Genomic DNA, 15,431 nt, shown 5'->3' with positions numbered 1-15,431 from the left:
CTTTCTCCTCCCTTTCCGCTACGCTCCAAGGACGGAGGAAGAGGGGGATGGTGTTGCACTTCTATCTTGACGGTAGCTTGAAACAGGCTATGAATATGGTCAGGTGGGAGTCTTTGCCCGTCAGCAAGATAACATAATATGCGTTGGCTGCCGTATAACCGATGGCCGTAGCCCATGCCGCACCGGCAATCCTGTAGCCGAGCCATAGGATAAACAAGCGATTGAGTACGATATTCTGTATGGTACCTATCAGTATTCCGTTCAGTGCCTCTGTCGATTTCCCTTTGGCACGGACAAGGTTGCTGAAAGCTGTGGAGACGATGACGAAAGGAGTACTCCACGCTACATACCCGTATTTCAAGAAACACCCTACAGCCGTCTCTATGATTTTTTTTAACAGATTACGGTTTATAATCCTTTTTCATTTTTTACAAAGGTCGTCTTTGGATATTCGGAACATTAATGGGTATTCTCCGTTTGAAAGTGTTTTTGATTTGTAACAAACCACTGAAATAGAGGCGTTCATGGCTAAAGTTGGTTTAAACCTCGGTTTAAACAGATGCCCCCAAACCACGAAAAACCACAAAATAAAAAAGGTAGCTACTTTCGTAACTACCTCATTCAGAGAGCGGAAAACGGGACTCAAACCCGCGACCCCCAGCTTGGAAGGCTAGTGCTCTATCGACTGAGCTATTTCCGCAAAATGTATTGTTCCTCACACACTAGCCGGACTCACTATGCTTTTTCGATCCGTAATGGGGAGGCATAAACAAATTTTAAACTAATAACTATCTCTAATAGCTGTAATTTAAAATTTGTGGGCAGTGATGGATTCGAACCACCGAAGGCTACGCCAGCTGAGTTACAGTCAGCCCCATTTGGCCACTCTGGTAACTGCCCTTAATTGTAAAAGAACTCTCTCTTTTTGCGGGTACAAATGTATGCTTTTTTCTGTTAACTGCAAAATTTTTGACTCTAAAAATGCGAATAATAAATGAGATTTTTTTTTGAAAGATACTATAATTCTGTGTGTCAGGTTACAAATCGTCTTATTTTTATTTTGTGGTAGGATCGTTTGATTCTTTGCCTGCTTTTATCGTAGGGTAAACCTCCTGGCTTTTTCTCGACAAGCAGTATTTCTACTCAGATGAATTTTTAGAAGAGGCTAATATTGTCAATCTGATTTTCAGACTTTGATAGATAAAAGAAAATCCCCAAAGTTCAATGACCGATCTTTGGAGATTTTCCGATTACTTGTAAGTCAGTTCGATGCTGCGCGTTGTATTGGCCGAATCGTTATATTTGACGATCATTTTTATCGGTTTTTCATAGCCTTCGGTGAGCTTCTGTATGGGGAAAGAAACTGTACCGAAATAGAGTTTATCCCGGGAATCTCCGAAATCATTGTGCCGGAATTCGAAGATGAGGCGGTCGTCTTCGGTGGGGCATTGTAATAAATTTACCATATGTGTTTTGCCTGTACTGGGATTCAGATGGGCAGCAAACATAAACTCAAAGTTCAGGAATCCATGAGCGAACCAGGAATTGACGATCTTTACCGGAGCGTTTCCGACACTGTCCAAAATCGTTTCGTCGTACGGAAGAATGGATTTGGTCAGAATTGTGTCGGCATAGACAATCCGGGCATATAAATTCGTATCCTGTTCTTCCAGAATGTTGAATCGTACCCGTAGACGGGTACTGTCGTTCAGTTTTTCAGGATTGAAGTAATATTCCCGGGGATAGAGCAGATAACCATCGTCTAGCTTGACGGTAAACTTTTCGTCGCCTGATTTACTGACCAGGCCATAACCTTCATAATAGGTTTCATAATCATCCTTGCAACCGGTGAAGGAAAAAACAAGGGGGATCAGGATAAGAACGATCCCCGAAGTTAGATTGAAATGTTTATTTTTCATGTTTTTATTTTTAGTTGTTTTCTGTTATAAAGATGAAAACTAACTAAAAAGGTTGCGTGGCCTGAAAGTTAAAATAATTTTTTTCTCAAAGAAAAAATGAACTCTAATCCACCGTCTTTCCGGTTCTTAGCCGTGATTTGGCCTTTGTGAAACAATACGGCATTTTTTACGATGGAGAGGCCCAGACCCGATCCGCCCGTTTTCCGGCTTCTGCCTTGATTCACCCGGTAGAAACGGTCGAAAATACGTTCCAGGTGTTCTTCTTCGATTCCCCGGCCGGTATCGTAGAATGAAAAATAGTAAAATTCGCTGTCTTCCATATAATTGTCGATACCGATCGTGATATTTTCTCCGGCATAGTTGATCGCATTGTCGATCAGGTTCCTGAAAATGGAATAAAGTAGGGTATGGTTACCTTCGATTTCAACTTTCGGGCCGATATGATTGTGAACGACGATGTGATTGTGTTGTAAGGATACTTCCAGGTCGGTGGTCACTTCGTCGATGGTCGTTCGGATATTGATCGTTTCTTTCTCGAATAGGTCGGAGGCTTCTTCGGTTTTGGTGATCAAAGCCACGTCGCGAATTAATTCGGATAAGCGAAGAATTTGAATATAAGCCCTCTCCAGGAAAAATTTCTGCTTGACAGGTTCCAGGTGTTCCTGTTCGAGAATAGTTTCGATGTAACCGCGGATACTGCTGACCGGAGTTTTTAATTCGTGTGCGATATTATTGGTCATCTCTTGTTTCAGCAGCCTGTTTTTTTCTGCCGAGGTGACGTTGTTCAACGTGATTTCGTAACTGTTGTCGTAGAAAATAAGTAATCTCACAGCGAAATGTTTCCCGTTTTTGGCAATTTTTCCTTGCCAGATCGGAATCGATTTGGCCTGAGGATTGACCGGTGTGTTCTTTTGCAGGAAAAATTCGGCTTCTTTGAATTCAGGTGCCTGGAAAATATGATCTACATCAAAGGTAGGTTCGTCTAAAATAGTGTTTACATATTGGATGAAATGGGTGTTGGCATATATCTTTTTGTGATCTGCCGAGAAAATACAAATACCTTCATCGGAATGGTGAAAGTGGCGTAACAGTTTTTCCCTTTCCTGATTGAGCTGATCTTTGCTCTTTTTCAGCATCTTGTAGTTGTCGACGATCTTATGACCGATTTCTCCCAGTTCGGTATCGGGGAAATCGATTTTGTCGTAATCCGGTTGGCTGTGTTCGGCCGTGATGATAAATTCGTTCAGGCCGGATACGGCTTTCCCGAAACGATCTGCCAGATATAACAAAGAAATCAGGGTAGTAAAAAATAAGAGCAGAATGAAATAAGTGAAGATTTCGTCAGCTTTCAGGATATTCTGTACCTGATCGGTATAAGGTAGAGCTACCCGTACGAAATAGTTGTTGAAAAGGCGGGCATCGTAATAATAATCGATACCGGTAGTCTCCGATTTACGAATATTCGTACCGTTGCTTTGGGTTAATGCTTGTGCTATTTCCGGTCGGGACAAGTGATTTTCTACCGTTTCTTCCTCGTCGATATCGTTGTCGTAAAGCACTTTCCCCTGGCGGTCGATAATGCTTACCCGTAATCCTCGGGGGAGTAAGGGAAGCAAATTATTTAACGAATCCAGCCGTTTATCTGCGATCAGACGGTGACTATCGACATAGTTGGCGATGATTTCTGCATAAGCATTGAGACTGGCTTTGAAATTCTCTGACTTATACATTTTCTCCCTGTTCTGTTGAACTGCAACGATGATGATTGTAAATATGGTAAATACAATCAGAAAATACAGGAAAATCTTCTTTTTATAAGTAAAGTGCATAAAAAAGTAAAAAGTAAAAGGTTAAAAGTAAAAAGCTAAAAAAAAAGCTATAAGCTAAAGGCTGAAAGCTGAAAATTGTGGACCAGGAGTTGAAGGCTTTTAGCTTAAAGCCTTTAGCCTTTTCAGCATTCCAGGCAGTAACCGTACCCCGAACGGTTGGCGATATGTTTACCGAAAGCTCCGAGTTTTTTTCTGAGCCGGGTGATGTGGACGTCTACCGTTCTCTCCAATACATAGCCGTCTTCTTGCCAGGCTTTGCCCAGAATATCTTCCCGTGAAAAGACCCGGTTGGGAGCTTTGGCCATCATACTGAGTATTTCGAATTCTTTTTTGGTTAGAAGGATCTGCTGCTCATTGAGGTATACGGTCTTGCTGTTGAGGTCCAGAGTGAGTTCTCCGATTTCGATCGTTTTCTTTTTTTCCGGTAGTGCGATATTACCGGCCCTTTTCAATACTGCTTTTACCCGGGCGGCAACTTCTTTGATCGAGAAGGGTTTGGCAATATAATCGTCTCCGCCGATACTGAATCCGGTCAACATATCGTTTTCGGTATCCTTAGCGGTCAGGAAGATGATCGGGGTATTCATATGCATTTCTTTGCGGACTTTTTCGGCCATTTTGAATCCGGACATACCTTCCATCATGACATCCAGTAGAATTAGTTCATGTTCATCGGTCAGCAGTTTTAAGGCTTCTTCGGCTGAATTTGCGATGTCTACTGCAAAACCTTCACTTTCCAGATTGAATTGAAGGATTTCACATAAATCTTCTTCATCGTCGACTACTAATATTTTATTCCGTTCCATATATTTTGTCATTCAAAATCGTTTATTATTCTTTTCTCATTTTTTAACCTTCACTTCCTGCCAGTAGCAGGTCTTCGTCCGGTTTCGGCCAATGTTTGATATTCTTTCCTTCGATCAGGTAAATAGCGGCTTCTGCAATATTGGTCGCATTATCTCCGATCCGCTCGATGTTATAGGCCATGCTGTTGATGCATAGGGCATCCGTTACTTCTTGTTGCGATAATATCTTATCGAAACATTGTGTCGGGAGATGCTGGCCGATAAAATGATGCAGTTCGTCGACCTGGTCATCCGTCTCGATCGTTTCTTTCGCTAACTGGATATCCTCACATGTAAAAGCAAATATAGCATTTTGTGTCATACTTTCAGTGAGTGAGAGCATCTTTAGTAAATCCTTTTTATAGGTTGTGAACAGACAGTCGTCGACTGCTATTTTTTTCATGAAATGGGAAACATTCAGAATCAGATCTCCGATCCGTTCGAGATAAGCGGTCATATCGTAGTAAGAGATGATCATCCTCAGATTCGTGGCCCGCGGACTGTAAAGCACGATCATATTGATCACTTCGTTGCGGATTTTGACCTCTATACTGTCGATGATCCGTTCGTTATTGTTGATCTCTGTATATATCTCCTCTTTGTGGTTGTCGTCCATTAATTGCTTGGTCAGATTCAGCTGGCGGATGACAATCTTTGCTAATACCTGAAAATCTTCGGTTATCCGGCTGAATACTTTTTCTTTTAAAGTTGGCATAATAGGAATTATTTTTTTTGTTTTTTACATCGGTTTATCCGAATTGTCCGGTCAGATATTCTTCGGTCCGTTTATCCCGGGGATTGGTAAACATAATCCGGGTTTTGTCGTATTCGATCAGTTCGCCGAGATACATAAACATCGAATAGTCTGAAATACGGGCAGCTTGCGACATGTTGTGGGTGACGATGATAATGGTAAATTCTTTTTTCAGCTCGAGTAACAATTCTTCGATCCGGTTGGTGGCGATAGGATCGAGGGCGGAGGTCGGCTCGTCCATCAGTAATACTTCCGGTTTTAAGGCCAGGGCCCGTGCAATGCATAGCCGCTGTTGCTGACCTCCTGATAAGAAAGTGCCTTTCTTGAACAGAGCGTCTTTCACTTCATTCCACAGCCCGACGTTGGTCAGACAAGTCTCTACAATTTCTTCTTTTTCTTTTTTTTTCAGGCGGATGCCATTGAGTTTGTAACCGGCGATCACATTATCGAAAATACTCATAGTGGGAAAAGGATTAGGGCGCTGAAATACCATGCCCGCCATACGCCTGACCTCCATGGGGTTCATCTTTAAAATGTTGCGGTTGTCCATCAGAATTTCTCCGCTGATCCTGATGTCCGGATATAATTCGTGCATGCGGTTGATGGCACGCAATAAGGTACTTTTGCCACATCCTGAGGGCCCCATAATGGCTGTGATCCGATTCTTTTTAATATCGGCATTGACATGATTGACGGCATTTTTCCCGGGAGTATAGGAAATACTGACATTTTTAAATTGTAATATCGGATGATCTATTTGCATGATGTAGTAGGACTGTTATAAATTAAATTTTCCATTTCCGGGCGACATTTTTAGCGATGATGTTCATCACCAGAATCAATAGTAATAGAAATAAAGAACAACTCCAGATCATATCGGCCAGGTTCGGGTCGTTATAAAATTCCCAGATGAGCAAGGGGACTGCACTGGTCGGATCCAGAATATCCCAGTTGATCGCTGTACTACCGAGGGCGGTTAGCATCAGGGGGGCTGTTTCGCCCATCACTCTCGACACGGCTAGTAAAGTACCGGTGAACAGTCCGCCGAAAGCTGAGGGAACCAAGACTTTCAGGATAACACTCGTATAGGAGGCTCCTAGCGCAAGACCGGCTTCTTTGAGGCTTGTCGGGAGAAGTTTCAGGGTCTCTTCTGTCGAGCGTATGATTAAGGGTAACATCATAATAGCCAGAGCGACACTACCTGCCAAAGCGGAATAACTACTCAAAGGAACGACAACCCAGGCATAAGCGATGATACCGATGACGATCGACGGCGTGCCTTGCAGGAGGTCGGTCAGAAAACGGATCACATGAGAAAATAAGGTTTTGGGTTTTTCCGATAAGTAAATTCCACCCATAATACCGGTCGGGATAGCGATAACGGAGGCCAGTACCACCATAAGTAATGTGCCTGTGATTCCATTGGCGATTCCTCCGGGAATGATTTCTCCGTTGATTTTCGCTAACATGGCATCCAGGGTACTGGGGGCTGTCTCGGTGAAGAAATTCAGGTTGATCTGTTTGTATCCTTTCCGGACCACTTCCCAGATGATGACTACTAATGGGACGGCCGTTAAAGCAGAGAACAGGCAAACCAGCCAGAAAAATATCCTGTCCTTGGCTTTGCGCCAGCCTGAATGATAAGATGTAATAGGGCGTTGTATCATGTCAGCTTAATTTTTTCATGATCATCTTACCGATGAAATTGATGATAGCGGTGATGAGGAATAGCAATAGACCGATAGCGATCAGGGAACTGAGTTTCAGGCCGTCGGCTTCTCCGAACTGGTTGGCGATGACACTGGCCATCGTGTTGCCGGTAGAAGTGAAAGACGTAGGCAGGATATTGGTATTGCCGATCAGCATCGTGACTGCCATCGTCTCTCCCAATGCTCTTCCTAAGGCCAGGATATAACTGGCGAATATTCCGGAACCTGCGACCGGGAAAATCACCCGCCGGATCACATCCAGACGTGTACCTCCCAGGCTGTAGGCCCCTTCTTTCAATTCTTTGGGAACCATAGAGATAAACTCGGCACTCAGTGAAGAGGCATAAGGGATGATCATGACGGCTAATACGGCCGCTGCGGTGAATATGCCGAACCCCTGTTCCGACAGCTGTAAATCGACCATGAAGGGTCGGAGGGTATAAAATCCCCACAAACCGTATACAATCGAAGGGATACCGGCCAGCAGGTCGATGACCGAACCGATGATCGTGGCTGCCCGGGTACCCCGGAAATATTCGCCGGTGAATAAAGCCACAGGTAAAGAAAACGGAATACAAAATACCAGGGCTAAAAATGAGGTCATAATGGTTCCCGTGATGAATGCCAAGGCGCCATATTGCTCATTACCGGGCCGAGGATCCCATTCTACGGAAGAAATGAAATGAAAGAATCCGAATTTTTCAAAGGCCGGTACTGCCCCGCTTACGAGGGAATAGACCATTCCCCCACAAATCAGCAGAACCAATAAAGAGCAGAGAAATAACAGCCGTTTGAAAATATAATCACGCATATTATTTTAGGATTGGTTGACCGTTATAAGTGATGGTTTTCAGGATTTGTTTGGCATTTTTCACTGTCGAAGCCGGCAGGGGTGAATAATGTACTTTTGTCGTTATATCCTGGGCTTCCGGATTCGTTAACCAATTCAGCAGCTCCACCGTAGCTTGGGCCAGGGGTTCAGGCCGGTTTTTATAAGCTTGTTCCTGATAAAGGAGAATCCAGGTAAAGCAGCTGATCGGATAGGCATCGGCTACCGGCGAGTCGGTGATCATGGTGCGGGTATCGGCCGGCATTTCGATATCTGCGGCAGCAGAGATGCTTTCGGTTGTGGGGGCTACAAAATTTCCGGCCTTGTTTTGCAGTTTGGCTACCGGTATTTTCAAGGCAAAAGCGTATTCCGAACCGATATAACCGATCGCCCCCGGAGTTTGACTGATTGTCCCGGCTACGCCTGGATTTCCCTTGGCGGCAATACCTACCGGCCATTTCAATGCTTTTCCGGTTCCGATATTTTCTGCCCACGGAGCACTGATCTTTGTCAGGTAATCACTGAAGACATAGGTGGTACCACTACCGTCGGAGCGATATACCGGGCTGACCGCTTTGTCGGGAAGGGTAACTCCCGGATTTACTTGTTGAATACGGGGATCGTTCCAACGGGTGATTTTGCCTAGGAAGATGTCGGCGATCATGTCACCTGTCAATTGCAGCTCTTTTACTTCGGGTAGGTTGTAAGCCATGACGACAGCACCCATACAAGTCGGGATATGTACAACCGGGGCCGGCATTTCCGCCATTTCTGCTTCAGAAAGATAAGCATCGCTGCCTGCAAAATCTACGATCCGGTCTTTCAGGCTGCGTATACCTCCACCGCTGCCGATTCCGCCGTAGGTCACCGATACCCCGGTAGAATCTTTATAGGTTTTAAAAGCCAGATTGTAATAGGGGAGCGGGAAAGTGGCTCCTGCTGCTGTCAGATCTATATTACTTTTGTGGTCCGAGGTCTTCTTCTTTGAATGGCCACAAGCTGCCAGGCTGAGTGCTAATGCGATAATGATTAACTTGTTCATGTCTTTGACGATTAGTTTTTTACAATGCAATATTAATAAGTGGTTGCTACACCAGTGTTACAATATTATTACGATTTTGTTACAGTATTTCGGATAAAATTCCACTTAACCGGATTGTAATCTGGGACGATGGAAGAGCTTGCTGTAAATGTACGGATGACTATTGCCGGGGAGCGAAATTTCTTTTTACTTTGTGGCGATATGTTTTTATTGGTAAGTGAACGAAATGGAAGACAAGAAGAAAGAAAAATTGTTTATGCGGGATTTTTTCCGGAAGGCGGGAAAAGCCATTTATGATTATGAGCTGATCGAACCGGGTGATAGAATATTGGTCGGAGTCTCCGGAGGAAAGGATTCTTTGGCTTTATTGGAAGTATTGGCATTGCGGGCCCGTGATCCGAAACAAAATTATACGGTTGTGGCTGCTCATATTGCTGTGGAAAATGTCGCTTACGAAGTCGACGGTGAGTATGTAAGGCAATTTTGTGAACAGCTGGGAGTAGAGTTTATACATCGTACGATTGCTATTGCCGTAAAAGAAGATTCCGGTAAACCGGTCTGTTTTGTGTGTTCGTGGAATCGCCGGAAGACCTTGTTCGGGATTGCGAAAGAATACGGATGTAATAAATTGGCCTTGGGACACCACCGGGACGATGCCATCGAGAGTCTGCTGATGAGTATGATGTTTAACGGTACGATTGCCAGTATGCCACCGAAGTTGGCTATGTTCGATCGTACGTTTACCCTGATCCGTCCTTTTATCTATCTTACCGATGAAGAAACTACCCGGTATGCTGCCTACCGGAATTTTAAAAAGCAGAAAAAGAATTGTCCTCATGAACGAGCGACGAACCGTCATGCCGTAGCTGAAATTATCCGACAGATGGAAGCTTTATCTCCCCACGTAAAAGGCAACCTCTTTGCGGCGATGAAAAATATCCAATCCGAATACTTACCCTAAGAAAGAGAAAAAGTATAAGATAAAAAAGAGAAAAATCCACCTTTTACCTTATACTTTATACCTTTTATCTTTCCTCCTTTTATTCGATGACCTGTAGTTTGTCTCCGGCCTTTTCGATGATGGTGCGGAGGTACCATTCGGGTAGTTGCGGTTGTTCTACTTTAGGATTTTTTTCGCCCGGGACCGCAGTTTTGATATTACCATCCATATAGCGGCAGAAAAGATAACCGTAGAAATCTCTCCAGGTGTCTACCAGGTGGTTACCGGTATTGCAGGAGAAATCGGTCAGGAATTCTATTGCTGCTGCACGATCTTTGTCGAATAGTGCTTTAGCTCCGGAGTCTATTCCTTCGACAAACGTTTTGTATTGGGATTCCAAAGCCTTTTGTTTTTCCCGGATTTCCGGATGAATAGCATTATAACGGGTATAAGCGAAATTAGTCACCTGATTGAAAACCCAGAAAGCTGCCTGATCGGTGAATTCCATCATGCTGCCGTTGCCGACTGCATAAGCGTGAGGAACACGGGTGGAGCAGGAATACATGGGGAAATACACGGTACTGGCAGCGTCGTCAACACCGAACCAAAGGATACCGCCTACTGCATCCGGCAACCAACTGCGGCTTTGTGATACAAAGGTAAAACCGGTTTGCTGGGTGGCTGTGGCCCGTTCGTGAACATATTCTTTACCATCGACTTCGAAACTCATCGGCCGCCATCTGTAAGGGCATTCGTAGGGACCGGCTCCCGGATCTTTACTCATATCCAATTCGGTGCCTTCGAGGTGATCACGCATAAAATCCATGACTTCCAGTACATCCACTTTCCGGTTCGGTTTAACCCACAGGGGCATCCGGTTTGTCGCATAGCCTTTACCGTCACGTTCGATTTTCCCTTTGGCATAGTTCCAGTACTGAGCCATATCGGGATTTACAGCATTGAAGAACGCCCATACCCGGATTTCACAGGCACGGGCACCACTGAAATCTACCGGAGCATAAGTATCGGAAAAACTGAAATCGGCATTTTTCCCGTCCTGGGGATAAAGGCCTTTTTGTTTGGCAAAAGAAATCACATCTTTTGCATATACCGTTGTAATTTCTTTATCATAGATTTTTTTCATCTGGTCGGATGAAATGGAAGTTTTTCCTTCCAGGGGGAAGGTGGTGATCCGTGCCTGGTTGGCATGTGCACAAACATAACCGTCGGGGACCATCCGGGCCACCCATACCGCTCCTTTTTCGCCTTCGCCTTTACCGATCATTTCGAGAATCCATACTTCATCAGGATCACTGATGGAGAAAGATTCGCCTGAACTGGCATAACCGTATCGCTCTACCAGATCGGTCATCACGACAATGGCTTCCCGGGCATTTTTAGCGCGTTGCAGGGTGATATAGATCAGACTTCCGTAGTCGATAATAGCTCCCGGCTGACTTTCCAGTTCTTTACGTCCGCCGTATGTCGTTTCACCGATAGCCAATTGATATTCGTTCATATTACCGATTACGTTGTAAGTCTGGGCAGCCTGCGGGATTTTACCCATATATTTACCGGTATCCCATTCATAGATATCCATCATCGTTCCGGCAGGCCAGGTACCGGCAGGCCAATGATAAAGTTCCCCATACAATACGTGAGAGTCGGCCGAATAGGTGATCATCGTCGATCCGTCCTGAGTGGCTCCCCGGGTGAGTAAGAAATTAGTACAAGCAGAAACTTTGATAAAAGTTATCGCTATAAGAAATAAACTAGCACAACAAATTTTGAACATACGATTTAGATTAAGGAAATGTTATAGTTTACGATTTAGATTTTCCGTTTTCCAATGGCCACTACAGCTGTTATGGGCTGTAGCGGTATCGTTTACCGAATCCGGTCGAACGATTTCAGTAAGGTGATATCTTTCACAATTCCCCGGATAGCCAGCCACGTGAAGATCACACCGATCAGTGGAAAGATAAAACTGATATCGGCAAACCATTCGGCATTGAGTTCGTTGCTACGTTGACGCACTTGTAGCCACATCAGGACGATTAACCCCAATTGAAGCACGATATTGACAATACAAAGACGCAATTGCAGAAATAGAGTCGGTTTCACCGTCTTGGATTTTTTGTGATGAATGAAAATAGTGACTACTGCCAATGTGGTAATAAGGGCATTCAGGATCAATGACATCCAGTTCCAGGTGATGAATACACACGGACTTCCGGCCTGTACCACTTTTGTCGTATAAAACGCATAGGTAAAATTATTCGGAACTACAATGGAAGCAACCGGCATAAAAAATAACAGTCCGGTCACAATTGCTGTACAAAGCAAAAAAAGAGATTGAATACGTTGAATCATAATATAAAGTAAAAAATAAAATGCTAAATACTAAAAGCAAAAGGCTTATAGCCTATAGCTTTTAGCTTAATTTTTCCAGGGTATAGCGGATCAGTTTATTCATATAGCTGTGGTAATCGGCGGAGGCATCTCCGTTTATCCGGTTGGCGATGATCAGGCAGATGGTGGCGGCCCGATGCCCCAAAAGGTTACAAAGGCCTGTGATAGCTGCACTTTCCATTTCATAGTTGGTCACTTTGTAGCCTTCGTAGCGGAAAGCGGTGATCCGGTCGTTGATTCCCGGCATGGCTAGCGGCAGACGCAGGACACGTCCTTGCGGGCCGTAAAATCCGACTGCTGTCAGGGTAACTCCTTTGATGGTGTGTTCTTCGTCATACAGGCGGTCTACTAATCCGGGATCGGCATTGACTACATAAGGGCGGGCTGCAGAGGGGGTCCATCGGCAATGCCGGATAAAAGCTTCTTCGAACGGATGGTCGCAAACCGATTCGTTGTTTGCATAAAACCTCAATACCCCGTCGCAGCCGATGCTTTTTTCCGAGATGACAAAAGAATCTACCGGAATGTCGGCTTGTACCGAACCGGAAGTACCGATACGGACGATATTCAGGGTACGGCCGATCGCTTTTATTTCTTTGGTTTTCAAATCGATATGGGCCAGAGCATCCAATTCGTTGATAACGATATCGATATTATCCGGACCGATACCGGTGGAAATCACGGAAAGCCGGTGACCCCGGTAACTGCCGGTGATGGTGTAAAATTCGCGGTTACTTTTTTTCAACTCGATTTGTTGAAAATGGGAGGCGATGGTTTCCACCCGTCCCGGGTCACCGACCAGAATGATATCGTCGGCAAGGTCCTCCGGAAGTAAATGCAGATGGAAAATACTGCCGTCCTCATTGGTAATCAGTTCTGAAGATTTTATAGAGGCCATATTGTTTTTCTTTATGCTTTAAACGCAGTCAAATTTAACGATGTTTGGTTTATTAACCAAATAATCCGGTTCTTTATTCTCCTTGCAGCTTATAGTACCCCCCGTGTTTGTTCTCGATGCTTAGCGCGGGATCTTCACTCAGTTCCTGGCGGAGATGGCCGATGTATCTTTTCAGTTCCCCGATATTTTTTTCCATTCCCCACAAACCGAAACTTAATTCCTTGGGCGATACCCATTCATTGAAGTGCAGGCACAGCAATTGCAGCAATCGCATATCTTTCCCTTTCAGTTTATGACTTTTGTTTCCTATGGTCAATACTCCGTTTCTCTGGTTGTAAGTGGTGATGGCCGATAGTTTATATCGCGGGTTTTCACCTGTCTGGGAGTAATTGCGTTTGGCTATGTTTCTGAGTTTGGCCAGGAAGACTTCGCGGTCGGTATCTTTACCGATATGGTCCATGACTCCCAGTTCAATGGTGGTGATCACGGTTGCCGGATCGGTATGCGAACTATAGACGATAACCGGATACTGTTTTACTTCGGTGATAATCTGCCGGATGAGGTCGATTCCGTTCTTGCTGCCTTCAAGGTCCAGGTCGACCAATAACAGATCCGGCCTTCGGGTATGGAATAACTTCCAGGCCTCTTCAACATTTGTCGTCAATTCGACCAGAAAGCCGGCCTGATCCAGGAAAACCTTGGTCATACGCCCGAAATTGAGGTCGTCTTCTACATATAAAATCCGTATCACACTCATATTCTTTCATTATTATATCGTTAGCCCCTCTTCTCCAACTTATTAAATCTAACCTCCCTTTTCTCTGTTTATCACCCTTTTTAGCCTTTAGCTTCTAGTCTTTCGCTTTTCTCTGTGGTATTTCGATGATAAATTCTGTTCCCTGCTTTCCGTCACTGTTCACCTGAATATGTCCGTGGTGGGCTTTTACGACTGCTGCCACATAACAGAGTCCCAGTCCGAATCCTTTCCGTTGTTTATCTCCTTTATAACGTTGTCCCCGTTTGTATTCCTGAAAAATGAATTTTTGTTCTTCGGGTGGTATGCCGTAACCATCGTCTTGTACTGTCAATATCCATTTTTTTGCCTCCCGGCGGCAACCTATCCGAATACGGACTTTTGTTCCTGAATATTTAATCGCATTTCCTAATAAGTTTCCCAAGGCACTATATAAAAGTAAAGGATCGACCTGTGCAAGGGGGACGGTAGGAGAAATTTCTGTTTGTATATCGATTTGTTTGCCGATGCTATTGTTTTGCCTGTATTCCGTTGTGATTTGTGTTAATAATTCCCGGATATCGGTCGGTTGTATACAGGCTTTCAGACCGTAGGCATCGACAGAAAAGGTCAGTAGATTTTCGATATCTTCCAAAGTTTTATCGGTCCATTGTTTACATCGTTTATAGGTTTCGTTCAGGGAGATGGCGGTTTTGTCCTGCTGGTCGGACAAAAGATTTTCCAACTGGCATTTTATATTCAGTATCGGCCGGCGTAGGTTATGGACTAGGGTATGCGTAAATGCTTTTTGATTATCCCGTAGTTTTTTTTCATTTTTCAATAGCCGATAAAGAAGATAAGTCAGACAAATAATCAGGATAAAGAGCAGGATAGAAGTAAGAATACGTTCCAGGGCTAGTTTGAAAAATAAAATCAGGGGGAAATTGAATTCTGCTTTTAGAAGATGTTTTTCGAGGTATCCAAGAGGAAAGACAAGGGATATCTCCGGAGAGGTGATCTGTTGCTTCGTGTTAGAATACTGTGATAGTAATGTCCCCAGAGAATCCGTTAACGTCAATCGGTAAGGTAATGCATGCAAATTTTCACTGGCAAGGTGTGTATCGAGTAGCCGGGCTAAAGTATCCGGTTGCCATTTTCGGGGATTACGGATATCATAGCCGATGATCCGGTTAAGGGAATCCAAATTAACATGGGCATTGACCGGAATAACCGTATCTGTATTACGGATGTTATAATGAATTTTGTTTTGGGAAAGAGCATAACTGGCACTCCACCCTTTCTTTATACATAGTACATTCAAATGACTGATATCTGCCTTTAAAACGTCTTCAATGGTATGGCTGAGAAGAGATTTTTCATGTTCGTATACCTCTTTCAGTGTGAACAACTGAAAAATAAACAATATAATAATTGTAGAAATGATAATGAACCAACCTATTTTTATGTGTCCTTTCATAAGATAAAATTATTAAAAATTGCTACTGTTTTTGCTACTGTTTC

General features: G+C 44.0%; 15 protein-coding genes, 2 tRNA genes and 1 pseudogene. 1 reads left to right on the top strand and 17 read right to left on the bottom strand.

Annotation, left to right across the window (positions count from 1 at the left end; translation table 11 throughout):
* Positions 1–61: 61 nt before the first annotated feature.
* The 12 genes and pseudogenes from WS42_RS05905 to pstS form a co-directional block, all read right to left on the bottom strand.
* Complete coding sequence (locus WS42_RS05905; RefSeq protein ID WP_046450844.1) at positions 62–361, bottom strand: MATE family efflux transporter; 300 nt, start codon at positions 359–361, stop codon at positions 62–64.
* A gap of 78 nt (positions 362–439) precedes the next feature.
* Positions 440–526: pseudogene (locus WS42_RS15375) on the bottom strand (Arm DNA-binding domain-containing protein); the annotation flags it as partial.
* A gap of 101 nt (positions 527–627) precedes the next feature.
* A tRNA-Gly gene (locus WS42_RS05900) sits at positions 628–700 on the bottom strand.
* Between the two features lie 118 nt (positions 701–818).
* Positions 819–900, bottom strand: a tRNA-Tyr gene (locus WS42_RS05895).
* A gap of 350 nt (positions 901–1,250) precedes the next feature.
* Positions 1,251–1,919, bottom strand: coding sequence for a NigD1/NigD2 family lipoprotein (locus tag WS42_RS05890; RefSeq protein WP_046450843.1), 669 nt, complete (start codon positions 1,917–1,919; stop codon positions 1,251–1,253).
* Positions 1,920–1,987: 68 nt separating this feature from the next.
* The gene (gene phoR / locus WS42_RS05885; RefSeq protein WP_022161468.1) at positions 1,988–3,748 is read right to left on the bottom strand and encodes a sensor histidine kinase; all 1,761 of its coding nucleotides are present in this window, start codon (positions 3,746–3,748) and stop codon (positions 1,988–1,990) included.
* 122 nt (positions 3,749–3,870) lie between these two features.
* Positions 3,871–4,554, bottom strand: a complete 684-nt coding sequence (phoB, locus tag WS42_RS05880) for a two-component system response regulator PhoB (RefSeq protein WP_041557311.1) — start codon at positions 4,552–4,554, stop codon at positions 3,871–3,873.
* Between the two features lie 43 nt (positions 4,555–4,597).
* Complete coding sequence (locus WS42_RS05875; RefSeq protein ID WP_013612221.1) at positions 4,598–5,308, bottom strand: phosphate signaling complex PhoU family protein; 711 nt, start codon at positions 5,306–5,308, stop codon at positions 4,598–4,600.
* A 34-nt stretch (positions 5,309–5,342) separates the two neighbouring features.
* The gene (gene pstB, locus WS42_RS05870; protein ID WP_013612220.1) at positions 5,343–6,110 is read right to left on the bottom strand and encodes a phosphate ABC transporter ATP-binding protein PstB; all 768 of its coding nucleotides are present in this window, start codon (positions 6,108–6,110) and stop codon (positions 5,343–5,345) included.
* A 22-nt stretch (positions 6,111–6,132) separates the two neighbouring features.
* Positions 6,133–7,014, bottom strand: coding sequence for a phosphate ABC transporter permease PstA (gene pstA / locus WS42_RS05865; protein ID WP_013612219.1), 882 nt, complete (start codon positions 7,012–7,014; stop codon positions 6,133–6,135).
* Position 7,015: 1 nt separating this feature from the next.
* Positions 7,016–7,867, bottom strand: a complete 852-nt coding sequence (gene pstC / locus WS42_RS05860; protein ID WP_046402420.1) for a phosphate ABC transporter permease subunit PstC — start codon at positions 7,865–7,867, stop codon at positions 7,016–7,018.
* Between the two features lies 1 nt (position 7,868).
* The gene (pstS, locus tag WS42_RS05855; protein ID WP_013612217.1) at positions 7,869–8,927 is read right to left on the bottom strand and encodes a phosphate ABC transporter substrate-binding protein PstS; all 1,059 of its coding nucleotides are present in this window, start codon (positions 8,925–8,927) and stop codon (positions 7,869–7,871) included.
* Positions 8,928–9,153: 226 nt separating this feature from the next.
* On the opposite strand from pstS, the gene WS42_RS05850 reads away from it, so the two are divergent.
* Positions 9,154–9,888: a tRNA lysidine(34) synthetase gene (locus tag WS42_RS05850; RefSeq protein WP_022161469.1), complete on the top strand. Its 735-nt coding sequence runs from the start codon at positions 9,154–9,156 to the stop codon at positions 9,886–9,888.
* A gap of 79 nt (positions 9,889–9,967) precedes the next feature.
* Here WS42_RS05850 and WS42_RS05845 read toward each other — a convergent pair whose 3' ends face one another.
* The 5 genes from WS42_RS05845 to WS42_RS05825 form a co-directional block, all read right to left on the bottom strand.
* Positions 9,968–11,662 carry a dipeptidase gene (locus WS42_RS05845; protein WP_013612215.1) on the bottom strand — a complete coding sequence of 565 codons (1,695 nt, stop codon included), beginning with the start codon at positions 11,660–11,662 and terminating at the stop codon, positions 9,968–9,970.
* Between the two features lie 92 nt (positions 11,663–11,754).
* Entirely contained in the window at positions 11,755–12,240 is a 486-nt protein-coding gene (locus WS42_RS05840) for a DUF4293 domain-containing protein (RefSeq protein WP_013612214.1), read from the bottom strand.
* A 61-nt stretch (positions 12,241–12,301) separates the two neighbouring features.
* Positions 12,302–13,177, bottom strand: coding sequence for a nucleoside phosphorylase (locus WS42_RS05835; RefSeq protein WP_046402421.1), 876 nt, complete (start codon positions 13,175–13,177; stop codon positions 12,302–12,304).
* 73 nt (positions 13,178–13,250) lie between these two features.
* Positions 13,251–13,934 (bottom strand): response regulator transcription factor, encoded by a 684-nt coding sequence (locus tag WS42_RS05830; protein ID WP_046402423.1) that lies wholly within the window; start codon positions 13,932–13,934, stop codon positions 13,251–13,253.
* A 94-nt stretch (positions 13,935–14,028) separates the two neighbouring features.
* The gene (locus tag WS42_RS05825; RefSeq protein WP_046402424.1) at positions 14,029–15,387 is read right to left on the bottom strand and encodes a sensor histidine kinase; all 1,359 of its coding nucleotides are present in this window, start codon (positions 15,385–15,387) and stop codon (positions 14,029–14,031) included.
* Positions 15,388–15,431 lie beyond the last annotated feature (44 nt).

The sequence above is a fragment of the Odoribacter sp. N54.MGS-14 genome, assembly GCF_000980295.1.
In the GTDB taxonomy this organism is placed as follows: Bacteria; Bacteroidota; Bacteroidia; order Bacteroidales; family Marinifilaceae; genus Odoribacter; species Odoribacter splanchnicus.
Note: the sequence above shows the minus strand (reverse complement) of the source record. Positions and strands in the feature narration are given on the sequence as shown.